Genomic DNA, 21,650 nt, shown 5'->3' with positions numbered 1-21,650 from the left:
GTCGAGCCGCCGTCGGCAAGGGCAGGGTGGTCGAGCGATTCTCATGGTCGGTCCACACCACCGAATCGCCTGAAACTACAAGCCGATGCGCCAGCGCATGACTCCAGCCAAACCCCAACCCGCAATCCACGTCCACCGCACTGGTGCGATACAAGCGCGTCCACTCGAATGGCAAGATCCCATCCAGCGCGCCATCGGTCAGGGTCAGCAGTTCCTCGCCGGTGACCATCGACACCGGGCAACCGTTCGTAACGGTCTTGTCCGCAGAAGCCGCCGCATCGCCCTTCGGGTTGGACGCCACGGCCGGCACATCATCCACCGACTCCTGGCGAACCAACGCTGTACGTTGCGTCTTGTTGCGCACCATCGGCACCGCGTTCGAAACCAACTGCTCGCCTGCCTTCAACGGCGCCACCGGCACTGCTTTGACCGGCGTCGCCGCACTGTTCAGCAACAGAGGCTTGGCCGCCTGCACGTGAGTTTCCAGCCCAGGCCCCGGCACCTGCCTGGCTAGCAACTCCAACAACGCCCGCGCCCGCCCGGACTTGATAGAACTCAACACCTGAGCCCCCAGCCGAAGCTGCACCCCCATCCCCCGCGTGGCCCATATCAGCAACAGGTTGATCAGGACTTCGCCGGTGAGCTCACCCAACAGCTCGTACATTTCGGGCGGCGGCTGCAGGCGTATCCAACTGACCATCGCCGACAAATAGATAAACAGCAGCGGCTCATCGCTGAGCACCAGAAAGCCTTGGGCGAGTGTGTCCTTGCCCAGTTTCAGCAGTTCATCGAGTTCGGCTTGGGAAAGGTACTGCAGCAGCTTTTCGCTGTTGGACTTAAGGTTCGCCAGCAGGTCGTACAGCTCGGTGATGTTGTCCCACAGGTTGTAAAAGGCCTGGCCAATCCCGCTTGCAAAGGCCGCACCCTGTTTCACGCTGCGCTTGAAGGACGGGGCTTTGGCAAAATCGGCCCATTGAGGCTCGAAGCGCTCGCGCCACTGCTTGCGCAGATCCGCTTCCAGTCCGGCAATCACCGACTGGTAGGACGCATACAGCGCCTTGACGTGATCTTTGGAAACATTGGGGTAGAAAGTGACTCGGTATCGCTGGTCGCGAGTACATTCGGGCACTTCAAGCATGCCGCTGGGGCCGATGGTGCGGTGCAGCGGCGCGCCAAAGGGCGTGCCGTCCGGCGCAATGGCTTGCAGCGTCACCGGCGTGTTGCCGATAGGAACGAAGCGCGTGCTCTCGAACAGATGCACCAGGGTCAGCCCACCCTGGGCCTTGCATTGAGCGACTGTGCGACTGGGTGTGTCGGAAGAGATCGGCGCGACCAGTGCGACGTCGTCACCGATCTTGAACACCTGCTCGACTTCCAGTGCCGAGCCACTGAAAAAGCTGTCGGCCCACGCGTCGAAGGTGTTCAGGCAATTGCGCAAATCCCCAAGCACGTTTTCAACATCCGGCGCTTTGGGGTCCATGGGTGCCAGGACGAAGCTGGCCAGCGCCGGAATCAAAACACAGCCCCAATAACCGGGGCTCTAACGAAAAGAACCATCTGCAATCCCTCGCACTGAATGATCAGGCGAGGGACTTTGCAGCGGGTCACAGGTAAAAGAAGTCGGCGCTATTCGCGGGGATGGCGAAGAAGTTTCGTTTTAACCTCAGGTATGCTGCGGCATGGTTGTAGGAGTCGGATTACGGGCTGAGCGCTCCTACAGCTTCAGTTGCCCAATCGCCTTACTCAATTCTCCCGCCAACGTCGCCAGTTCATTACTGGTGGTCGCCGAATCCACGGTCTGCTGCACGGTATTCTCGGTCACATCACGAATACTCACCACGGCGCGGTTCATCTCTTCGGCGACATGGCTCTGCTGTTCGGCGGCCACCGCAATCTGGGTGTTGCTCTCACGCATCTGCGCCACGGCGCCGGTGATTTCGGCGAGTGCGGCGCCGGCTTCCTGGGCCTGTTGCACGCAGTCATCGGCTTTGAGCGAGCTTTCCTGCATGAAGTCCACCGCGTCGCGGGTACCGGCTTGCAGCGCCGAGACCATGCGGGTGATTTCGTCGGTGGAGCTCTGCACGCGCTTGGCCAGATTGCGCACTTCGTCAGCGACCACCGCAAAGCCACGGCCCATTTCGCCGGCGCGGGCAGCTTCGATGGCGGCGTTGAGGGCGAGCAGGTTGGTCTGTTCGGCGATACTGTGGATCACCCCGACCACGCCGTTGATTTTCTGGCTGTCTTCGGCGAGTTTCTGGATCATCTCAGCGGTCTGCTGCACACCGGTGGACAGTCCGGCAATCGAACGTTGCACACGTGTGACCACTTCCTGGCCGCTGCCGGCGAGGGTATCGGCGGTTTGCGAGAGGTCGCGGGTGGCCCCGGCGTGCTGGGCAATATGGTGGACGGTGGCGGTCATTTCGTTGATCGCCGTGGCGGCCTGGTCGGTCTCGCTTTGCTGGCCGAGCATGCCGTGCTGCACCTCGTTCATGCTGCTGGCCAGGCGGGCGGCGCCCTCGTCCAATTGCCTGGCGGTCCGGGCCACGGTATTGACCACCCGCTGGTAGCCCGCTTGCATGGCATTGAAGGCGCTGGCCATTTGCCCGACTTCATCCTTGCAGGCCAGGGGCACCCGGGCGGACAGGTCGCCGGTCTTTTCTACATGGAGCATCACGTCCTTGAGGGTGTTGAGCTGGCTGAGCAGGAAGCGGATCAGCAGTTGCGAGGCGCCGAGCATCGCCAGCATCAGGACCGCCACCGCCACCGCATAGTTGACGAAGCGTTCGCCGAACACCTGGCGCAGGCTTGGCGCGTAGGCGAGAACGGCGACCTGTTGTCCGTCGGCACGGCGGATGACCTCGGCGCCCACCAGCGGGTTCACGCCGAACAAGGGCAGGTGACTGAGCTCGACCCAGCCGCTTGCGCCTTGCAAGGCGGACAGATCCTGGCCTGCCCGTTGTGGCGCCTGGTCGCGGGTGAAGGTCAGCCAGTTCTCGCCAGTGGGCAGTGTCTTGTCGGCCGGCCAGGTGTTGAGCAACTGCGCCTGGGCCCTGGCCGAAACCTGGGACGCCTGGCTGCGGGCCTGTTGTTCGAGCTGGACGGCATACAGCACCAGCAGCAACGTGGTGATGAAAGCGACCGCGTTGACGGCCCAGAATTTGTACTTCAGTGAGATATTGCTAAGCCAGGCACCCATGGAGGTTTTCTCTGATAGCGGAAACAGCATTGGCAAGGTGCCATTATTGTGCCGCTACTCAGGAACGGGTTTTTGACATGGGTCAATGCGCCGCATCACCGACGGTAGGCAAGCCGAAAAAAGCCCGGGCACAGGCGGTACTGTGCAGCGCCAGGTCTTCCAGGGTTTCATGGCGATGCAGGGCAACTTCGCGAAGCACTTCGCTCAGGAAGGCGGGCTCATTGCGGCCGTTCTTCGGCTTGGGGCGCAGCGTGCGTGGCAGCAGGTAGGGCGCATCACTTTCCAGCATCAGACGGCCGCGGGGAATTTCCCTGACCAATGGGTGCAGATGCGTCCCACGGCGCTCATCGCAGATCCAGCCGGTGATGCCGATGTGCAGGTCAAGGTCGAGGTAGCTGAAGAGCGCCTGTTGTTCGCCGGTGAAGCAATGCACCACGGCGGCGGGCAAGTGGTCACGGTAATCCTTGAGGATCTCCAGCAGGCGCTGGTTGGCATCGCGTTCGTGAAGGAACACCGGCAATTTCAGTTCGACAGCCAGGGCCAGGTGTTGCTCGAGGACTTTTTCCTGTTGTGGGCGCGGCGAAAAGTCCCGGTTGAAGTCCAGTCCGCACTCGCCGACGGCACGCACACGAGGCTGGTTGAGCAAGTCGCGCAAACGCTGGGCGCTGTCGCTGCCCCAGGCGCTGGCGGAGTGGGGGTGAATGCCGGCGGTGCTGAACAGGCGTTGCCCACTGTCATCAAGGCTTGTGCACAGCGCCAGGGCCTGCTCGCTGCCTTCGACACTGGTGCCGGTGAGCACCAATTGCTGCACGCCGGCGGCGTAGGCTCGCTCGAGAACGGCCGAGTGCCTCTCGTCGAAACTGGGGTTGGTCAGGTTGACGCCGATATCAATGAGTTGCATGGTGCTACCTCCGCCTGCGGCCGGAAAGCATATCAGAGCTGCAGATTTATAAGAAAAACGAAGAACTACAACGCGTTATAGCTGTCTTTGAACGTCGCCGGCGACATTGTGGCGGGCCCTTTGCCTCTACCTTGTCGTCGTTGCACGCGTTGCCAGCGCATAAAGCGCTCTGTTTCTGACGCCCGACACCTGGTGTTTAACGAAGGTGTTGGCCAGTTTTCTTTCCGGAGAGCGGATGATCCGACCCGCGGCGTTACTCATGATGTGCGTGACGTTACTGCTGCCCATGGCGGCGGTCGCGCGTCTGGATGGGCCGCTGGAAGTGACCAAGCCCGGCAAGGTCCGTGACCTGGCAGAGATTCGCTCCAGTCGTACCCTGCGCGTGTTGGTCAACCAGAGCCGCAACAGCTCCGGTGAAGTGCAGGGCCAGGCCATCGGTGTCGAATACCATCGCCTGCGTGCGTTCGAGCAATACCTCAATGGCCGTGCCCGCGATGGGCAGGCAATCAACCTCAAGATCATCCCCAGGGCCAAGGACCAGTTACTTGCCGCGCTGGCCCGTGGCGAAGGCGACTTGGTAGCCCCCGGCGAACTGCTGGACGTGAAGGCCGCGCACAAGATCAGCAGCAGTGACCCGATCGCCAGCAACGTGCCGCTGTGGCTGGTTGGCGTCAAGGGTGAACGACGGTTTACCCGGTTGGAGCAATTGTCGGGTCGCACCCTGACGTTGACCACCGGCAGCGCGGCGGCGGATGCGATCAGCCAGGCCAACCAGAAACTGGCCCTGCACAAGCGCCCGCCGATCAAGGTGGAATGGGTCGACCCGAGCCTGGCGGTGGAAGACGTGCTGGAGATGGTGCAGGCCGGGATCTTTCACCTGACCATCGTTGAAAAACCGATTGCCGAGCGCTGGTCGAAAATCCTGCCCAAGTTGCGCTTTGACAAGCAGGTGGTCATCAGTGAGCCGGGCGACGAGTACTGGTTCGTGCGCCAGGATGCGTCGATGCTGCGGGCGAGCATCGATCGTTTCCTCAAGACCTACCACACCCCATCCGACCAGGATGTGGCGTTCCAGCGTATCTATCGACGTCTCTACCAGGTGCGCAACCCGTTGGCCCGCGCCGACCGTCAACGCCTGGAGAAACTGCGCCCGGTCCTGCAAAAGCATGCGCGCGAGCAAGGCATGGACTGGTTGAACCTGGCCGCGCTGGCATTCAAGGAGTCCGCGCTTGACCCAGGGGCACGCAACAGCGGTGGTCCTACCGGTTTGATGCAGATCACGCCTTCGGCGGCGCAGCGGGTGGGCGTGAACAATATCGAGAATCTGGACAGTAATGTGCAGGCGGGCGCGCGCTACCTGGCCATGATCCGTCGCAAGTTCTTTGCCAGCCCCAAGCTCAACGAGCGTGAACGCATGGCTTTTGTGCTCGCCGCGTATAACATGGGGCCGGAGCGGGTGCAGGGCATGCGCACCGAAGCCCGGCGTCGGGGGCTCAACCCCAATCAGTGGTTCTTCCAGGTTGAACGCATTGCCATGGAGCAGGTAGGGATGGGCGCCGTCAGCTATGTTAATAGCGTCAACAAATACTATCTGGCGTTCGACCGGGAGCGGGAGTCCCTGGAACCGTCGGCGCCGAACGTTGCGTCGCGTAAATAATCGAATTTATCGATGGTGATAATGCAGTTTTTCGGCTTTTATCATTGTTTAAACTGATTAATATAGCGGCCAACCAACCCCTATCTGAAAAAGGATTTACCTCGTGAGCCCATTGATTACCCGTGTCCTGTCCACTCGCGCAGGTTATGGTCTGACCGTTCTGCGCATTTTCGTCGGTATCATCTTCGCTGCCCACGGCTCGCAAAAACTTTTTGGCTGGTTCGGCGGCGGTGGTCTGGCCGGCACTGCCCAATGGATGGAAAGCATCGGCCTGGCGCCGGGCACCCTGATGGCCGTGTTGTCCGGCGGCACCGAGTTCTTTGCCGGCCTGGCGCTGATCATCGGCCTGCTCGCACGTCCTGCGGCACTGGGCCTGACCTTCCTGTCGCTGGTGGCGATCTTTTCCGTGCACATTCATAACGGGCTGTTCATGGCCAACAATGGCTATGAGTTTGCGCTGGCCCTGCTTGGCGGCTCGCTGGCGGTACTGTTCGAAGGTGCCGGCAAACTCTCGGCCGATCGCGCCATCACCCACTGATCGTTTCGCAAGGTAGGAGGCCCGCCACGTGCGGGCCTTTTTCGTTGCTCGGGATTCTTGACACTGCCCCGCCAGCTTCTCTAGGATGCTGCTCATGCGCCGATTTAAACAGCTAATTGCGGGGCGCCACTGGACTCAAGCAGTCCGACAGAACCATGCACTCATCAGCAGGCACGGGTCGAAATACCGCTAAAGCGCTGGTTCGGTGTTGCCTCTCACCTGCCCGCAGACTTTTGAGGCAGAGACACGACACAATGAATGCACCACGCCCCCTGATACGCCTGGCCCCCATCACCGCGGACCTGACTCAGCGCAGCCCGAAAATCCTCCTGGGCGGCAAGCACCAGCCGACGCTGCTGCGCTACCTGGATGGCTGGCCCCGTCGCACCGGGCGGCCTTCGGCGTTCCTGATCCAGTTCGTGGAAGACGGCGACTCCCTGACGCGTTTCGCCAGTAACAGCTTTGACCTCGCTGTTATCCAGGCACCGAGTGCAGGCAATGCCGAAGAGGTGATCCGCCAACTGACCCGTATTGCCCGGCAAGGGTTGATTGCCCGTCGCTGATACCCGCCGCCCGGCGATCAGCCAAAGGTCACCGGCGACCATCGGCGTCGACGCAGGCAGCGATACCGTAGCCAGGCTATCAGGCACAGCATCAGGGGCACCATCGCGATCATCAGCAGCTTTATGGTGCGTTCGAAGCGGTTTAACGGTGCATACGCCTGCGCCTTGAGGGCATGCAATTCCATCGGCAGGCGCAGGCGCTCCTTGTTAAGCGCTTGCAATTGGGTACTGGTGTCCACGACCTGGGTGCCCAGGCCTGTGGCCTTTGGATTGAGCCGTTGCCATGCTTGTTCGGTATGCTCAAGACGACGTTCCAGTTCCGCTGCCTTTTCCCGATAGGCCTGTGCGGCAGCTTCGCGCATGGGCGTGAGGGTGCTGAGCGAACGCGACGTGATGTGCGGGCGAATATTGGCAAGTAATGCGGGCGCCGCCAGGTTATCCAGGGTATTGAGTACGAACTGCAGGTTGTTGTTGCCCGTTGCCTGGCTGACAGCGTCGGCGAGTACATCGGTATCGGCAACCACCACGACCTCGATCCGGGCAGCCTTTTGCAAGCCGGGCGGCTGTCCGCTCAATCCGTCAGGAAATGCCGAATAGGCCGGCCCCTCGAGACGCGCGGCGATGACATGGCGCTGGCCTGAAGTGGAGGCTTCGTCAATCAGCGCGTCGAACTGCGTCGTTGAAGCGAAGCGCTCGGCGTCCAGCAGCGCAGACTGCCGAGAGCTTTGCAGCAGCGGGGTGAACGTCTTGCGATTTTTTCGGGCGCGCAAGATCGCGCCACTGCTTGATACGCTCAGGCTGTCGAGTTTCCAGGTGCTGATATCCTGAGCATTCATTGCCTGTCGTGGCAGTTTCAACCTGGCGGGGTGCAGCACGGTGGGCATGCCCGGGCCGAGCGATGCCGACGAGGCATACAGGCTGTCGACCAGCAGCTTGTTCGTGGGCATGCGTATGCCCCAGGCGTTCAACAGGCCATCGAGCCTGGAATCTACCGATACGGCTTCAGACCCCATCTCGCTTACCGGGTCGATGAAGATCATCAGCTTGCCGCCCCCCAGGACAAACTGTTCCATGGCGTAAAGCGCTTGTTCGGCAAGCGCCCTCGGTTGCACGACCATCAAGCTACCTATCGAGGCAGGCACCTGGGAGATGTTGGAGGCCAACTCTGTCAGGTTGAAATGCCCGCGCATCTGCTCCATCAGTTGACTGGCGGACTCATTCAACGGCAACCCGGACAGCAGGCCGACACTGGGCCGTTGAGGGTGCATCAACCGATAGATCAGTTGGCTGATCTGATACTCGAGCAGCGGTTCGTCCACGGGGTTGAACGCATCGATGCGTTGCATACCCTGGCCGGCACGCGTGCCTATAAGGCCAAGGAATCCTTGTGTGTCATTCAGGCCGAACAAGCTGGCTTTGTAGGCATCTTCGGAAAAAGGGGTTGGATCAATAATGTGCAGGTTGATCATGCCGTTGGCGGCCGCTTCGAATTCCTGAAGCAAATCCTCTATGCGTTGGCCGAAGCGTTTCACGGTTCGGCTTTTTTTGGGTGCTGTGAGCGAGTTGAAGTAATACAAGTCCAGCGGGCTTTCAAGCGTCGTGAGCAACTGCTGCGTCGAGGGTGATAACGTATGAATTTTCTGTCGTGAAAAGTCCCAGCGGGTATCGGGTAGTTTGTTTAGCCAGACCAGGTTGAACGCCAGGAACAGTAATAATATGACGATCAACGTCATACCCACACGAAGAGCGGATCGCATCAGCGACTTTCCTTAGCTGTTTTTATAGTTGAGTGTAACGATGGTTGCAGAAAGGAAGGCAACGATCATGCTGACAAAATATAAACCGTCATGCAGTGTTATTTTGCCGTTGTCCATTGAACTGAAACGGGATATCGGGTCAAGTTTCATGATGCTGTCAACTATCCAGATCGGCGCTTGATGTTCAAGCGCATCCAGGACCGAAGACAGCCCACTGATGGTCAGCAGCAAACCCAGGGTGAGGAGAAAAATAATAATCCGCTGGTGCGTGAGTGCACATATAAAGCAACCGACCGATAGGTAACTTCCCGCCAGTAGCCAACTTGCCAGAAATTGTGATGCGATCACCCCGTTGTCGGGCGTTCCCAGAAAATGCGCGGCCGCCACTATAGGAAAATTCAACAACAGGGCAATGCTGCAGACCACCCAGGCTGCGAGGAATTTTCCGATCACGCGTTCTGCCGAGGTGAGTGGCAGGGTTTTCATCATGTCGCAAAAGCCGATGTTGCGTTCATCCGACCACAGTTGCATTGATAGGCTGGGTATCAGCAGCAGGTAGAGCCAGGGGTGCAGTTCGAAAAAAGCCTGCAAGTCACTGCTGTCGCGCTCCATCCAGCGATGGGTATACAGCCCCAGCGTCGCACATAGCACCAGGAAAAACGCCACGCTCAGGTAGGTGTGCGGGGTACTGGCATAGCTGGCGAGTTGGCGTTTGAATATGAGGGGCAGTAGTTTCAAGAGGATACCTCGTGGCTCAGATGGTGAACGACATCGTTCAGGCGACCTGGCTCCAGATGCAGTGACGTGATGTTCCAGCCGCGATGGGTGATGAGTGAATTGATGGCGGGGAAGATGGCGTGCCCGGGCATGGCCAGAACCGTCACCTTTCCTGGGTTTTGACGGTCTTCCTCGATACCGGCCACGCCGGGCAGTACGGCAAGGGCGAGTAAATCCGGGGGCGGATCCGCTGCGAGCGTCACCGCTTGGAAGTGCCGGGAGCAGCGCTGCAAGTCCGCCAGCGAAGAGTCGGCAATCAGTCGCCCGCCTGCGATTACCAGGGCGCGGGTGCAAATCTCGGACAGCGCGTCGTAATGGCGGGAGGCGATGATGATGCTCATTTCTTCGGTCAGGGACTGAACAAGCGCCCTGAATTTGAGCTGTTGCTCGGTGTTCAGCCCTTCGGTGGGCTCGTCCAGGAGGAGGACGCTGGGGGAGTGCAAAATGGCTTGTGCAATCGCGACGCTGCGCTTCAAGTCAAGGCTGAGTACATCGATGGGGCAGTTGAGTACGGGGTGTAGCTCCAGTCGCATGGCGACCCGGTCGACGTGCCGGCGTTTTTCGGCACCCCTGAACCCTCGGGCGGTGGCCACAAAGTTGAGGATGCTTTTGACCGACAGCGTGTGATGGGTTATGCCCCCCTGGAGCTGGTAACCGACGGCTTGCCTGGCGAGAGTTGAATGGGTTTGGGTACTCAGGCCCTGAATGCTGACGTGCCCACGGGTGGGCCTGGCCATGCCGGAAATCAAATTCAGCAACGTTGTTTTACCGGCGCCATGCTCTCCCAGCAATCCCACGCATTCATGGCGTTGGGCACAGAACGAAAAGTCGCTTATCACGCTTTTCTTGCCCAGGTACTTTGTCAGGTTGCTGACTTCGATCATAGGTTTACCGAATCAATTGGGCGGTGCCTGAAGAATGTTTAGTTGTGGTGTCGGTGCGTTAAAAAGATTACGTTCAAATACCTGCTCTTGGGAACGCTGGGCTCACTTAATAAGTAAAGTCCTACGTTTGATTTGATAACGCGCTGAAACAATTGTGTTGTTCTGAATACTTAATAATGGTCGGATATTTGTCTGACATTTATATAAGGTTTTCTTTTTGCAATGAGGCCTGACTGCCATGATGCTTCTACGTACCCTTGTTCTTGAGCGCAGCGGCGAGGATGCTCCCGTCAACGGCGCACTGTTGTGCGGCTTTGCGGTCAAACAGACATCCTCCAACTTCCTGGTATATAGCCTTGATGAAGAAGCCGAACCCGGTCATTCCAGGGTGTATATCGCCGCCTTGCGCAAAAAACTCGAACGGTATTTTCTTGGCGGGGTTGAGTCCAAGGAGGACTTGCAAGTAGCGATGCAAGTCTTTAAGCAAATTCTGATGATGGCGGCGGCATCCGGCAATAAGGACGCTGCCGTCACCGAGTCTCAGGTTCCGTTTCACTTCATTGATCTGAAAGGCTGCAGATTGCCGCCTGCCAGGCCCGAAGATCATCACTCAGTGATCGTCAAGAAAGCCCTGGTGATGAAGGTGATTACATTGGGCATGTCCGCCCCCGCTGCGCCTGCCATCGAAAGCAGCGCGGTCATCGTGCCGTCGATCCGCTTTTCATCGCAAATGGTTGCACCGCCGCGGGGCAAGAGTGAGCCGGAGCCCGTCCCGAGGCCTGTGGATGAAGTGTGTGTTGAAGAGCCGCCGCCTCCGCCGGTCACGGTACCCGAAGTGGCGCGGGTGCCGGTCGAACCCAGCGCGCCGATTGCTCAGGCAGACCCCATCGAAATGCCGTCGCAACCCCGCTCCTCCAGGGAGAATACCTCCATTTTCGAGATAGACAGCACGCTGAGCAATCTGGCCAGGGTCGCCCAGGAACTGACACAGAAGAAACAGGCTGTCATCGAGCGCGAAGAGATGCTCGAACAGTGGCAGGCTCGATTGCAGCAACAGCAGAATCAGCAGGATGAAAGAAGCCGGGCGTTGGACCAGCAGCATTCGCGCCTGCAGGAGCAAGCACTGGAAGTGAGCCAAAAGACCGAAAAGATGGTGTTGATGATGTCGCAGCTATCGCTGATGCGACAGCGCCTGCAAGGCACGCTCGTTGAACTGGACCAGGTCCTCGACGGGCAGGGCTGAGTCACTGTCGGGCTGGATACTTTGCGCCGTTGATTTATGATCGATCCCCGCCGGCCGACGCCAGGGTATGATGCCCTGGTCTGTCGACACTATTGGACATTGCCTGGGGATGCACGCGTTTGAGTACCAAGCTGATAACCAAAGAAGGCCATGAAGCGCTGAAAAAGGAGCTGGACTACCTCTGGCGTGAAAAGCGCCCGGACACCACGCGCAAGGTGACGTGGGCAGCTTCCCTGGGAGATCGCAGCGAAAACGCGGATTACCAGTACAACAAGAAGCTGTTGCGTGAGATCGATCGGCGGGTGCGCTACCTGCGCAAACGCCTCGAAGATATGCGCGTGGTGGAATACATGCCCGAGCAGGAGGGCAAGGTGTTTTTCGGTGCGTGGGTCGATGTCGAAAACGAGCAGGGCGAGACCAAGCGTTTCCGCATTGTGGGTTATGACGAGATCTATGACCGGATGGATTACATCTCTATCGACTCCCCCATGGCACGTGCGCTGCTGCGCAAAGAGGTAGACGATGAAGCCATCGTACAAACCCCCGGCGGTGAGGTGTGCTGGTGGATTACCCGGATCGAATATGTGAAATAGCAACTGATGGCCCTTGCCGGAGCAAGGGCCATCAGTGTTTCAGCCCTCGCGCAGTACCGTCAGCGGGCTGGCGTTGAGCGCACGACGCGTGCCGAACACCCCGGCGGCACCGATCAGCGCCGCACCGATCAGCGGCAACAGCAGTAGCCAGGGGTGAGGGTGCCAGGTCAGGTCAAAGGCGTAGCGGTACAGCACCCAGGTCACCAGTTCCGTGCCCAGTGCCGCCAGCAAACCGCTGACCGCCCCCAGCAGGCCGAACTCGATGCGCCGGGCCTTGACCAGCAACCTGCGCTCGGCACCCAGCGCACGCAGCAGCGCCCCTTGGCGGATGCGCTCATCCAACGTGGCCTGCAAGCCGGAAAACAGCACGGCCATGCCGGCAGCGAGCACGAACAGCAGCACGTATTCCACCGCCAGGGTCACCTGGGCAAGGATGCTGCGCAGTTGTTCCAGCAGCGCCTCGACCTGCAGGATGGTGACGGCCGGGAAGGCGCGGGACAGGTCGACGATCTGTTGGTCATGCCCAGGCGCCAGGTAGAAGCTGGTCAGGTAGGTGGTCGGCAAATCCTTCAAGGTGCCCGGTTGGAAGATCATGAAGAAGTTGGGCTGGAAGTTGTCCCAGTTGATGGTCCGAAGGCTGGTGACCCGTGCCTCGCGATTCTCCCCGCCAATGGTGAAGACCAGATGGTCGTCGAGCTTGAGCTTCAGGCTTTCAGCCACCTTGGCTTCCACCGAGACCCCAGGCACGCCATCGCCCGGTTGCGCGGTCCACCAGGTGCCCGCCGTCAGTACATTACCCTGGGGTAAATCTGCGGCCCAGGTCAGGCTCAGGTCCCGTTGCACCGCGCGATCGCCGCTGGAGTCCTTGCTGACAATCTCCTGTACGGGCTCGCCGTTGATGCTGATCAGCCGGCCGGGTATGACGGGGTAAAGCGGTGCCGATTGCGCCTGCACGTCCAGAAGGCGCGCGCCAAACGCCTCTTTGTCGGCCGGCAGGATATTCAGCGCGAAGTAGTTGGGCGCATCCTTGGGCAACTGGTTCTGCCAGGTGTCGAGCAGCTCGCCGCGCAGCAGGGCGATCAAGCCCATGGACAGCAGGATCAAGCCAAACGCCAGGGACTGGCCGGCTGCCGCCAATGGATGGCGCAGCAATTGGCCCAGGCCCAGGCGCCAGGGCAGGGAGGCCCGTGCGAGTAAGCGGCGCAGGCTTTGCAATAACAACAGCAGCAAGCCACCGAGGATCAATGCCGCTACCACGCCGCCGCCCAGTAATGCGAAGGTCAGCACCAGATCAAGGCTCAGTCGCCACATGATCAGGCCCAGGGCAAAGAGCGCCGCGCCGTACACCATCCAGGTGCTCGAGGGGATCGGCAGCAGGTCGCGACGCAATACCCGCAACGGCGGCACCCGGCCCAGCGCGGCCAGGGGCGGAAGCGCGAAGCCGGCGAGGGCGACGAGTCCCGTGCCGATACCGGCCACGGCCGGCAGCAGCCCGCCGGGTGGCACGTCCGCGGGCAGCAGATCGTGCAGGAAGTAGAACAGCCCGAATTGCGCGAGCCAGCCGAGGACAGCGCCGGTCAGGCTTGCCAGCAGGCCCAGCACACTCAGTTGCAGGCTGAACAGCAACATGGCTTCGCGGCGTGACAGCCCCAGGCAGCGCAGCAGGGCACTGGCATCGAAGCGGCGGCTGGCAAAGCGGTTGGCCGACAGCGCCACGGCCACGCCCGCCAGCAATACCGCCACCAGGCTGGCCATATTCAGGTAACGCTCGGCCTTGCCCAGGGCGCCGCCAATCTGTTGGTTGCCATCGCGCGAGTCCTGCAGGCGCTGGTTGGCCGCCAGGCCCGGCTTGACCAGGTCGCGATAGGTTTGCAGCGCCGTGCTGCCGGGTGGGGCGCGCCACAGTTCGCGATAGCTTACGCGGCTGCCAGGCTGGACCACGCCGGTGGCGTCCAGGTCCGCCAGGTTGATCATCACCCTGGGCGTGAGGCTGTAGAAATTGCCGGCGCGGTCGGGTTCGTAGGTCAGGACGCGCGCCAGACGCAGGGTTTTCATGCCGACGTCGATGCTGTCGCCGACCTTCAGGTCCAGCGCTGTCAACAGCCGTGCTTCCACCCAGGCTTCGCCGGGTTTGGGGCCGCCGCCCGGGGTTTCGGTACCAAAGGGTTCGCCCGCACTTTTGAGCTCGCCCCGCAGCGGATACTGCTCGTTGACTGCCTTGATACTGGAAAGCTGGATGCCGTTGTCGGCCGCAATAACGCTGGAGAATTCCACGATGCGCGCATGATCCAGGCCCAGTTCGGTGCCGGATCGGATTTGCTCGGGGCGGGCTGGCGAGCTGCCTTCAAGTACCAGGTCCGCGCCCAGGAACTCGGTGGCGCGCAACAGCATGGCGCCGTTGAGGCGTGCGCCGAAATAGCCGATAGCGGTGCTGGCGGCTACGGCCACCAGCAGGGCGAAGAACAACACACGCAATTCGCCGGCGCGGGCATCGCGCAGTAATTGGCGCATGGCAAGACTGAACAGGCGTAACAGCGGCAGGCGTGCCATCAAGGCTCCAGGGGCGCGACCATCAGGCCGGCTTCAAGGCGGATCAGGCGTCGGCAGCGATGGGCCAGGCGCTCGTCGTGGGTGACCAATACCAGGGTCGTGCCGCTCTCTTTATTGAGTTCGAACAACAGGTCGCTGATGCGCTCGCCGGTATGGCTGTCGAGGTTGCCGGTGGGCTCGTCGGCAAACAGCACGTCAGGCTCGGCGGCAAATGCACGGGCAATCGCCACGCGTTGCTGCTCGCCGCCGGAAAGCTGGCGTGGCGAATGGGTCAGGCGCTTGCCGAGGCCGACGCGTTCGAGCAGGTGCGTGGCGCGCTCGCGGGCATCCTTGCGGCCGTCCAGCTCCAGCGGCAGCATGACGTTTTCCAGCGCATTGAGGCTGTCGAGCAACTGAAAGGACTGGAATACGAAACCCACGTGTTCGGCACGGATGCGCGCGCGTTGGTCTTCGTCGAGACTGCTCAGGGCTTGACCTGCCAGGGTGACTTCACCGCTGCTGGGCAGGTCCAGGCCGGCCAGCAGGCCGAGGAGGGTGGATTTGCCGGAACCGGAGCTGCCGACGATAGCCAGGCTATCGCCCTTGTTCAGTTCCAGGCTCAGTTCGTGCAGGATAGTCAGTTCACCTTCCGCGCTGGGAACCACTTTGCTGAGGTTTCGCGCGGTGAGAATGCTTGCGCCCATGGAGAATCCGATGCGAATGTGGTTTTTGAGTGCTGGCCTGGCCTTGATGTGCATGGCCCAGAACGCAGCGGCGGGTACAGTCCTGATCGTTGGCGATAGTATCAGTGCCGGTTTCGGCCTGGATACCCGCAAAGGGTGGGTCGCCCTGTTGGAGCAGCGGCTCAAACAGGAGGGTTTTGACGATAAAGTGGTCAATGCGTCGATCAGTGGCGACACCAGCGCCGGAGGCCTCGCGCGGTTGCCGGCGGCGCTTGCAGCGCATAAACCGGATGTGGTGGTGATCGAGTTGGGCGGCAACGACGGGCTGCGCGGTCAGCCGCCGGCGCAATTGAAACAAAATCTTGCCTCGATGATTCAGGCGTCCCAGGACAGCGGTGCCAAGGTGCTGCTGCTGGGCATGCAGATCCCACCCAACTATGGCAAGCGGTACGTCGACGCGTTCGCCAAGGTCTTCGGCGAGGTCGCAGAGGAAAAAAAGGTCCCGTTGGTGCCGTTTTTTCTCGAGGGAGTGGGTGGTCATCCTGACTTGATGCAAGCGGACGGTCTGCACCCGGCAGTCGCCGGCCAGGGCAAGTTGCTGGAAAATGTCTGGCCGACGCTCAAACCGCTGTTATGACGCTTTTCTACCGGCAGGCTTTCGGCTAAGGTGGCGCCCCCCCGATTTGGAGCCCCTGATGTCGCGTCCTGCCTGGTCCCTGTTCAACTACCAACTGATCGAGCCTGACGAGCAGCTGGATCTGTTCGCCTGCCAGGAAGTGCGAGTGCATCTGGTGGCGCGTCAACTGGAGTTGGGCGGCTCGATTGATCGCACGCTCTGCGGCACGTTGTTGCCGGCGCAACCGCTCTGGTCGTCGGTGGATCGTTCGATCTTCCAGGACCAGCGCCTGTGCCCGTTATGCAGGGCCATTCTGGAATCGCAAAAGCGCGGCACACCGCCGATCTGGCCGGAGCTGCGCTTCGAGCTCTAGCGCGGCCGGCTTGATGCCAGGCACTCGCTTGACGTATACAATCAGTTTTTTCCTACCGTCGTTCTGCGAAGGATTTTCCGGATGTTGTCGCGCCTTTCCGTCGTTACCTGCTGCCTGTCTCTCGCTGCGCTCTGTGCGGCCGGTCCGGCGTCAGCCTTGCAGTTGCCCTTGCCGCCGCCCGGTGAGGACATCGTCGGTCAGGTCCAGGTGATCAAGGCCAAATACGAAGACACGTTTGCCGACTTGGGCACCACGTACGACCTCGGCTATTCGGAAATGGTCGCCGCCAACCCGGGCGTCGATGCCTGGCTGCCAGGGGCGGGTACGGATATCGTGCTGCCGACACGGTTCATCCTGCCGCCGGGCCCGCGCGAAGGCATTGTGATCAACCTGGCTGAATATCGGCTCTACTATTACCCCAAGGGGCAGGACGTGGTTTACACCTTCCCGCTGGGGATTGGTCGTGAAGGCTGGGGGTCGCCCATTGCCCATACCAGCATCATCGCGAAGACGCCGAATCCTACCTGGACACCGCCGGCCTCGATCAAGGCCGAACATGCCGCCAACGGTGACCCGCTGCCCAACGTAGTACCTGCCGGCCCTGACAACCCGTTGGGCCCGTTCAAGTTCACCCTGGGCACACCGGGTTATCTGATCCATGGCTCCAACATGAAATTCGGTATCGGCACCCGCACCAGCCACGGTTGCTTCCGCATGTTCAACAACAATGTGCTGGAAATGGCGAGCATGGTGCCGGTCGGCACGTCGGTGCGAATCATCAACGATGCCTATAAGTTCGGCAGCGCCGGCGGCAAGGTCTACCTCGAAGCCCATACGCCGTTGAACGACGATGGCACGCCCTCGGTGGTCGACAAGCACACGGCGGTGATCAATGCCCTGCTCAAGCGTGAAGACCTGGCCAACAACCTGCGGGTGAACTGGGATCAGGTGCGTGATGTGGTGGCGGCGGAAGATGGCTTGCCGACTGAAATCGGTGTGCCTGGCGTCGCTCCGGTGGTGTCCAGCGCGCCGGTTGATTTTCAATAAAGCTGGTGCGGATGGCTGCGGCCAGCTCAGCAGATTTCAGGCAAAAAAAAGCCGACCCATAAATGGATCGGCTTGATAACAACCCCGAAGGATTATTACTTGCGGCTTGCTTTTTCAAGCATGCGCAGAGCGCGCTCGTTAGCTTCGTCAGCAGTCTGTTGTGCTTTTTGAGCAGCAGCCAGCGCTTCATCAGCTTTACGGTAGGCTTCGTCTGCACGAGCCTGGGAGCGAGCTGCTGCATCTTCCGTTGCAGTCAGACGCGCTTCGGTTTCTTTGGAGACGCTGCTGCAACCGGTAGCCAGAACTGCGGCCAGAGCCAGAGCAGAGAATTTCAGAACGTTGTTCATCGTGTTCCCCTTCAAGGACTTTCTATTAGATGACTACTGTCTCAGAGTGAGCAAATAGCCGGCGTACATACTACCCATTACTTGTAGTAAGTAAACTGACGTTGCGCAAGAAGCAAAAAAAATTCTGGTACCGAATCTGTTTTGGCTAATCTGTGGGAGATTTGTATAAAGACCAGACGGGTTTTTTCATCCTGCTGAAGATTGGATCCAGGCTGAAAGCGCCGGCCCGCATGCCTCGAGCCTTGTAAGCAGATGAAATGTTATATATCCAGACGGGCACTTGCGTTGCGCTTGCGCGTACCGCAACGGGTATCTTTCGCTCATCTAGAGGTGACTTTAACAGCGTCAGTTCGTCTCAAGCTGCAACTGCCGGCAATGTTCAGGCGTTCGGTCACCGGTTGATCGAGGCCCTTTCTAATAATCCGCCCGTGGCAGGGGATGACGAGTGTGCCTTGAGCAATTGCTGAATTGGTGCCTACTATTCCCTGCGTGCAGGTGTGAGCGCTCAGGGTTTTCTCGTTGTCGAAACCGGCACGGGGTGGCGTAGATGTTCCTTCGCCGGAAAAACATCGGTAAGGTAGGGTCAATATTCAAGACCCGCGAGGAGTAGTGATGAGCGAGGCGTTGTCCATCCACCATGACCAGGCTGGTCATCAGTTCGAGACCAATGTGGACGGTCATCGTGCCTATCTGACCTATATGGACCTCGGGAAACAGACCCTGGATATCTATCGCACGTTCGTGCCCAACGCGTTGCGTGGGCGTGGTATTGCGGCTGCGTTGACCGAAGAGGCGTTGAAGTTCGCCGAAGAGTCAGGCTATACGGTCATCCCGTCCTGCTCCTATGTGGAGCGCTACATGGAGCGCCACCAGCGCCATGCCGCCAAGCTGTGAACGAACAGCCATAAAAAAACGCCGGGTTTAGCCCGGCGTTTTTGTGTGTGCCTGATTCAGGTGCGTTTGCGTGTGGGCAATACGTCCTTGAGCTTGGCGTGCATGCTGCGCAGGGTGTTCTCGGTAGCGGCCCAGTCGATGCACGCGTCGGTGATCGACACACCGTACTGCAAGTCGGCCAGGTCTTTTGGAATGGCCTGGCATCCCCAGTTCAGGTGGCTCTCGACCATCAAGCCGATGATCGATTGGTTGCCTTCGAGGATCTGGTTGGCGACGTTTTCCATCACCAGCGGCTGCAGTGCCGGGTCCTTGTTGGAGTTGGCATGGCTGCAGTCGACCATAATATTTGGCTTGATGCCGGCCTTGTTCAGCGCCTGTTCGCAGAGTGCGACACTGACCGAATCATAGTTGGGCTTGCCGTTGCCACCGCGCAGCACCACGTGACCGTAGGCGTTGCCCTTGGTGGTGACGATGGACACGCCGCCTTCCTGGTTGATGCCCAGGAAGCGGTGAGGGCTGGAGACCGATTGCAGCGCGTTGATCGCCACGGTCAGGCCGCCGTCGGTGCCGTTCTTGAAACCCACGGCCGAGGACAGGCCGGAGGCCATTTCGCGGTGCGTCTGGGACTCGGTGGTGCGGGCGCCGATGGCCGACCAGCTGATCAGGTCCTGCAGGTACTGCGGGGAGATCGGGTCCAGCGCTTCGGTCGCGGTGGGCAGGCCCATTTCCGCCAGGTCCAGCAGCAGTTTACGACCGATATGCAAGCCGTCCTGGATCTTGAACGAGTCGTCCAGGTACGGGTCGTTGATCAAGCCTTTCCAGCCGACGGTGGTACGCGGCTTCTCGAAATAGACGCGCATCACCAGGTACAAGGTGTCGGACACTTCCGCCGCCAGCACCTTGAGGCGCTCGGCGTATTCGTGAGCGGCCTTGAGGTCGTGAATCGAGCAAGGCCCGATGACGACGAAGAGGCGGTGGTCGGTGCCGTCGAGAATGTCACGGATGACTTCGCGACCCTTGGTGACGGTCTGCAGGGCAGCGTCGCTCAGGGGGATTTCGCGCTTGAGCTGATCGGGCGTGATCAGGGTCTCGTTGGATTCAACGTTAAGGTCATTGATCGGTAAATCAGCCATCGTGTTACTCGTCAGGGTCACGGGTGCCGGCCGCCAGCCATCCCCGTGCGGCGGAGCACAGCATGATTTGGATGCAGGGGGGAGGAACCTTAGCGCGTAATACGGGCCCGCGACAATGGGCAAAGGCCGCTTTAATCCAGCGCTGGCTGCATAACGGCCGCGTGGGAGAAGTCGCCGGCGTGGCGCGACACCCAATCGTGGGCCAGGGCTTCGAGTTGCTGGGCCGTGAGCTCGGCGGTTTCGTGCAGGCGGCAGTAGCGCTCGATCTGGCACACTTGCTCACCCATGCGTGCGCCGAACAGGGCATGTTCATCGGTAAAACTGATGCCGATGCGATAGCCGGCTTGCCCTTTGCGGCACCACGCAACATAGCCCGGATAGCGCGCGGTGGCGCCCAGGGAGGGGATAGACAAGTCGACCGCGGTGCCGGGGCGCCAGGCACGCGGCCAGTTGCAGGCGATGCCGCCGCGGCCGATAGTGCGCAGGCGTTGGCGGGGCAAGGGGGGAGACGGACGTTGGATCAACTCGACAGCGACATCATCAGGGTGAGGTAAAAAACGACCCATGTACACGGACTCCGAACACCGTCCAATGGACGGCAGTGGCAGCAGTATAGTGAAAGAACTGGAATTGACCGACCTGGATATCGACCAGCAACTGCTGCGATTGCCCGGGTGTTCGCTGGTAGTGTTTACCAGTGTCGGTTGTTCCAGTTGCCGCTGGGCGCGCCAGCAGTTGCCGGGCTGGCGCTTGCCGGTGGACCGACTGTGCTGGGTGGATGCCGGGCACAACGGTGGCGCGGTCGAACGTTACCAGATCTTTCATTTGCCCGCGTTGTTCCTGGTGTGCGAGGGTCAATTCCTCGGGCAATTACAGACACGTCTTACGCAACCAGACCTGACCGACGCGGTAAACCACGCACTGACACGTACCCCAGAGGATTTGCCATGATCGCCACTGCACACCCTTCGCCACGCATCGGCATCATTGGCACCGGCGCCATTGGCGGGTTTTATGGCCTGATGCTGGCGCGTGCCGGGTTCGACGTGCATTTTCTGCTGCGCAGCGAATACGCAGTGGTCAGCAAGCAGGGTCTGCGCCTCAACAGCAGCGTGCATGGCAACCTGCACCTGCATCCGGTGCAGGCGTATGCCAACGCTGCGGATATGCCGCCGTGCGATTGGCTGCTGGTGGGTACCAAATCCACCGGCAATGCCGACCTGGCCCCGACCATCGCCCAAGTTGCGGCGCCGGATGCCAAGGTGGTGCTGTTGCAAAACGGCCTGGATGTCGAGGACAGCCTGCGTGAACACCTGCCGCCGTCGCTGCACTTGCTCGGCGGCCTGTGTTACATCGGCGTGCATCGCGCCGCGCCGGGCGTCGTCGAGCATCAGGCGCTGGGGCGGGTCAACCTGGGCTATCACAGCGGCACCGCAGCCAACGATGAAGCGCGGCAGCAGGCGATTGTCGAAGAAGGGGCCGGCCTGTTTCATCAAGCGGGTATCGAGTCCCAGGCCATGACCAGCGTGCATCAGGCCCGCTGGCATAAACTGGTGTGGAATGTGCCGTTCAACGGCCTCTCGGTTTTGCTCGGCACCGGGACCCGCGCGCTGATGGCGGATGAATCCAGCCGTGCGCTGATTCAGGCGCTGATGGCCGAAGTGGTGCAGGGCGCTCACGCCTGTGGCCATGACATTGCCGCGAGCTACGCCGGGCAGATGTTTGCCATGACTGAAACCATGGACGACTACCTGCCCAGCATGTATCACGATCACGTGCACAAGCGTGCGCTGGAACTGGCGGCCATCTATGCGCGACCCTTGGCCGCCGCCAAAGCGGCCGGCTGCGAATTGCCGCGCATGCAGGCGCTTTACCAGGCCTTGAGTTTTATTGATCGGCACAATCGCTGATTCGGGGGC

Annotated in this window: 22 protein-coding genes; 11 read left to right on the top strand and 11 right to left on the bottom strand. The window is 60.5% G+C overall.

What is annotated here, in order from left to right; genetic code table 11:
* From BFP90_RS23220 to BFP90_RS23210, 3 genes are all read right to left on the bottom strand, one after another.
* A partial coding sequence (locus BFP90_RS23220; RefSeq protein ID WP_256097509.1) for a DUF6531 domain-containing protein occupies positions 1-1,516 on the bottom strand: 1,516 nt, incomplete at its 3' end.
* A gap of 198 nt (positions 1,517-1,714) precedes the next feature.
* Positions 1,715-3,196, bottom strand: a complete 1,482-nt coding sequence (locus BFP90_RS23215) for a methyl-accepting chemotaxis protein (protein WP_065898073.1) — start codon at positions 3,194-3,196, stop codon at positions 1,715-1,717.
* A gap of 82 nt (positions 3,197-3,278) precedes the next feature.
* A complete protein-coding gene (locus tag BFP90_RS23210; protein WP_065898072.1) occupies positions 3,279-4,097 on the bottom strand; it encodes a TatD family hydrolase in 819 nt (272 codons plus the stop codon).
* A gap of 235 nt (positions 4,098-4,332) precedes the next feature.
* Here BFP90_RS23210 and BFP90_RS23205 point away from each other — a divergent pair, with 235 nt between their 5' ends.
* The 3 genes from BFP90_RS23205 to BFP90_RS23195 all read left to right on the top strand — a co-directional run bounded on the left by BFP90_RS23205 (position 4,333) and on the right by BFP90_RS23195 (position 6,855).
* On the top strand, positions 4,333-5,754 hold the full coding sequence (locus BFP90_RS23205; protein WP_065898071.1) for a transglycosylase SLT domain-containing protein: 1,422 nt from the start codon (positions 4,333-4,335) through the stop codon (positions 5,752-5,754).
* Positions 5,755-5,857: 103 nt separating this feature from the next.
* On the top strand, positions 5,858-6,292 hold the full coding sequence (locus tag BFP90_RS23200; protein WP_065884450.1) for a DoxX family protein: 435 nt from the start codon (positions 5,858-5,860) through the stop codon (positions 6,290-6,292).
* Positions 6,293-6,546: 254 nt separating this feature from the next.
* Positions 6,547-6,855, top strand: a complete 309-nt coding sequence (locus BFP90_RS23195) for a hypothetical protein (protein WP_065892562.1) — start codon at positions 6,547-6,549, stop codon at positions 6,853-6,855.
* A gap of 17 nt (positions 6,856-6,872) precedes the next feature.
* Here BFP90_RS23195 and BFP90_RS23190 read toward each other — a convergent pair whose 3' ends face one another.
* Genes BFP90_RS23190 through BFP90_RS23180 form a run of 3 tightly spaced genes read right to left on the bottom strand, consistent with a single transcriptional unit; the run spans position 6,873 to position 10,273 of the window.
* Complete coding sequence (locus tag BFP90_RS23190) at positions 6,873-8,612, bottom strand: Gldg family protein (RefSeq protein ID WP_065898070.1); 1,740 nt, start codon at positions 8,610-8,612, stop codon at positions 6,873-6,875.
* A 12-nt stretch (positions 8,613-8,624) separates the two neighbouring features.
* Positions 8,625-9,350: an ABC transporter permease gene (locus BFP90_RS23185; protein ID WP_065884453.1), complete on the bottom strand. Its 726-nt coding sequence runs from the start codon at positions 9,348-9,350 to the stop codon at positions 8,625-8,627.
* Entirely contained in the window at positions 9,347-10,273 is a 927-nt protein-coding gene (locus tag BFP90_RS23180) for an ABC transporter ATP-binding protein (protein WP_065892560.1), read from the bottom strand. Before BFP90_RS23180 ends, BFP90_RS23185 begins: the two co-directional genes overlap by 4 nt.
* Before the next feature lie 238 nt (positions 10,274-10,511).
* Here BFP90_RS23180 and BFP90_RS23175 point away from each other — a divergent pair, with 238 nt between their 5' ends.
* Together BFP90_RS23175 and greB are read left to right on the top strand one after the other, a co-directional pair.
* The gene (locus BFP90_RS23175) at positions 10,512-11,516 is read left to right on the top strand and encodes a hypothetical protein (protein WP_065898069.1); all 1,005 of its coding nucleotides are present in this window, start codon (positions 10,512-10,514) and stop codon (positions 11,514-11,516) included.
* Positions 11,517-11,635: 119 nt separating this feature from the next.
* Positions 11,636-12,109 carry a transcription elongation factor GreB gene (greB, locus tag BFP90_RS23170; RefSeq protein ID WP_065892558.1) on the top strand — a complete coding sequence of 158 codons (474 nt, stop codon included), beginning with the start codon at positions 11,636-11,638 and terminating at the stop codon, positions 12,107-12,109.
* 39 nt (positions 12,110-12,148) lie between these two features.
* Here greB and BFP90_RS23165 read toward each other — a convergent pair whose 3' ends face one another.
* Both BFP90_RS23165 and BFP90_RS23160 read right to left on the bottom strand, forming a co-directional pair.
* On the bottom strand, positions 12,149-14,659 hold the full coding sequence (locus BFP90_RS23165) for an ABC transporter permease (protein WP_065898068.1): 2,511 nt from the start codon (positions 14,657-14,659) through the stop codon (positions 12,149-12,151).
* The gene (locus tag BFP90_RS23160; RefSeq protein WP_065885127.1) at positions 14,659-15,342 is read right to left on the bottom strand and encodes an ABC transporter ATP-binding protein; all 684 of its coding nucleotides are present in this window, start codon (positions 15,340-15,342) and stop codon (positions 14,659-14,661) included. Before BFP90_RS23160 ends, BFP90_RS23165 begins: the two co-directional genes overlap by 1 nt.
* Before the next feature lie 10 nt (positions 15,343-15,352).
* Between BFP90_RS23160 and BFP90_RS23155 the strand changes: the two genes are divergently transcribed.
* The 3 genes from BFP90_RS23155 to BFP90_RS23145 all read left to right on the top strand — a co-directional run bounded on the left by BFP90_RS23155 (position 15,353) and on the right by BFP90_RS23145 (position 17,357).
* Entirely contained in the window at positions 15,353-15,958 is a 606-nt protein-coding gene (locus BFP90_RS23155) for an arylesterase (RefSeq protein WP_065894672.1), read from the top strand.
* Between the two features lie 58 nt (positions 15,959-16,016).
* Positions 16,017-16,310: a hypothetical protein gene (locus BFP90_RS23150; RefSeq protein ID WP_057722836.1), complete on the top strand. Its 294-nt coding sequence runs from the start codon at positions 16,017-16,019 to the stop codon at positions 16,308-16,310.
* A gap of 81 nt (positions 16,311-16,391) precedes the next feature.
* Entirely contained in the window at positions 16,392-17,357 is a 966-nt protein-coding gene (locus BFP90_RS23145) for a L,D-transpeptidase family protein (protein WP_065894674.1), read from the top strand.
* Positions 17,358-17,452: 95 nt separating this feature from the next.
* On the opposite strand, the gene oprI is transcribed toward BFP90_RS23145, so the two are convergent.
* Positions 17,453-17,704, bottom strand: coding sequence for an outer membrane lipoprotei OprI (gene oprI, locus BFP90_RS23140; RefSeq protein ID WP_003172710.1), 252 nt, complete (start codon positions 17,702-17,704; stop codon positions 17,453-17,455).
* Positions 17,705-18,316: 612 nt separating this feature from the next.
* Here oprI and BFP90_RS23135 point away from each other — a divergent pair.
* Complete coding sequence (locus tag BFP90_RS23135; RefSeq protein ID WP_003233387.1) at positions 18,317-18,598, top strand: GNAT family N-acetyltransferase; 282 nt, start codon at positions 18,317-18,319, stop codon at positions 18,596-18,598.
* A 56-nt stretch (positions 18,599-18,654) separates the two neighbouring features.
* Here the strand turns inward: BFP90_RS23135 and BFP90_RS23130 are convergent, their stop codons facing one another.
* Together BFP90_RS23130 and BFP90_RS23125 are read right to left on the bottom strand one after the other, a co-directional pair.
* A complete protein-coding gene (locus tag BFP90_RS23130; RefSeq protein WP_065898067.1) occupies positions 18,655-19,731 on the bottom strand; it encodes a 3-deoxy-7-phosphoheptulonate synthase in 1,077 nt (358 codons plus the stop codon).
* 131 nt (positions 19,732-19,862) lie between these two features.
* A complete protein-coding gene (locus BFP90_RS23125) occupies positions 19,863-20,297 on the bottom strand; it encodes a PilZ domain-containing protein (RefSeq protein ID WP_065898066.1) in 435 nt (144 codons plus the stop codon).
* Between BFP90_RS23125 and BFP90_RS23120 the strand changes: the two genes are divergently transcribed.
* Together BFP90_RS23120 and BFP90_RS23115 are read left to right on the top strand one after the other, a co-directional pair.
* On the top strand, positions 20,296-20,682 hold the full coding sequence (locus BFP90_RS23120) for a thioredoxin (protein ID WP_065898065.1): 387 nt from the start codon (positions 20,296-20,298) through the stop codon (positions 20,680-20,682). The genes BFP90_RS23125 and BFP90_RS23120 overlap by 2 nt on opposite strands.
* Entirely contained in the window at positions 20,679-21,641 is a 963-nt protein-coding gene (locus BFP90_RS23115) for a putative 2-dehydropantoate 2-reductase (protein WP_065898064.1), read from the top strand. The genes BFP90_RS23120 and BFP90_RS23115 overlap by 4 nt, the downstream gene beginning before the upstream one ends.
* Positions 21,642-21,650 lie beyond the last annotated feature (9 nt).

Source organism: Pseudomonas sp. 24 E 13 (genome assembly GCF_900004715.1).
Classification (GTDB): Bacteria; Pseudomonadota; Gammaproteobacteria; order Pseudomonadales; family Pseudomonadaceae; genus Aquipseudomonas; species Aquipseudomonas orientalis_A.
This window is presented reverse-complemented; position numbering and strand designations above follow the sequence as displayed.

Coding starts and splice junctions, on each gene's coding strand:
- BFP90_RS23190 (WP_065898070.1), bottom strand. CDS start 8,612: ATGCGATCCGCTCTTCGTGTGGGTATGACGTTGATCGTCATATTATTA.
- BFP90_RS23160 (WP_065885127.1), bottom strand. CDS start 15,342: ATGGGCGCAAGCATTCTCACCGCGCGAAACCTCAGCAAAGTGGTTCCC.
- BFP90_RS23135 (WP_003233387.1), top strand. CDS start 18,317: ATGAGCGAGGCGTTGTCCATCCACCATGACCAGGCTGGTCATCAGTTC.
- BFP90_RS23180 (WP_065892560.1), bottom strand. CDS start 10,273: ATGATCGAAGTCAGCAACCTGACAAAGTACCTGGGCAAGAAAAGCGTG.
- BFP90_RS23165 (WP_065898068.1), bottom strand. CDS start 14,659: ATGGCACGCCTGCCGCTGTTACGCCTGTTCAGTCTTGCCATGCGCCAA.
- BFP90_RS23120 (WP_065898065.1), top strand. CDS start 20,296: ATGTACACGGACTCCGAACACCGTCCAATGGACGGCAGTGGCAGCAGT.
- BFP90_RS23150 (WP_057722836.1), top strand. CDS start 16,017: ATGTCGCGTCCTGCCTGGTCCCTGTTCAACTACCAACTGATCGAGCCT.
- BFP90_RS23115 (WP_065898064.1), top strand. CDS start 20,679: ATGATCGCCACTGCACACCCTTCGCCACGCATCGGCATCATTGGCACC.
- BFP90_RS23195 (WP_065892562.1), top strand. CDS start 6,547: ATGAATGCACCACGCCCCCTGATACGCCTGGCCCCCATCACCGCGGAC.
- BFP90_RS23210 (WP_065898072.1), bottom strand. CDS start 4,097: ATGCAACTCATTGATATCGGCGTCAACCTGACCAACCCCAGTTTCGAC.
- BFP90_RS23215 (WP_065898073.1), bottom strand. CDS start 3,196: ATGGGTGCCTGGCTTAGCAATATCTCACTGAAGTACAAATTCTGGGCC.
- BFP90_RS23175 (WP_065898069.1), top strand. CDS start 10,512: ATGATGCTTCTACGTACCCTTGTTCTTGAGCGCAGCGGCGAGGATGCT.
- BFP90_RS23155 (WP_065894672.1), top strand. CDS start 15,353: ATGCGAATGTGGTTTTTGAGTGCTGGCCTGGCCTTGATGTGCATGGCC.
- oprI (WP_003172710.1), bottom strand. CDS start 17,704: ATGAACAACGTTCTGAAATTCTCTGCTCTGGCTCTGGCCGCAGTTCTG.
- BFP90_RS23125 (WP_065898066.1), bottom strand. CDS start 20,297: ATGGGTCGTTTTTTACCTCACCCTGATGATGTCGCTGTCGAGTTGATC.
- BFP90_RS23130 (WP_065898067.1), bottom strand. CDS start 19,731: ATGGCTGATTTACCGATCAATGACCTTAACGTTGAATCCAACGAGACC.
- BFP90_RS23205 (WP_065898071.1), top strand. CDS start 4,333: ATGATCCGACCCGCGGCGTTACTCATGATGTGCGTGACGTTACTGCTG.
- BFP90_RS23145 (WP_065894674.1), top strand. CDS start 16,392: ATGTTGTCGCGCCTTTCCGTCGTTACCTGCTGCCTGTCTCTCGCTGCG.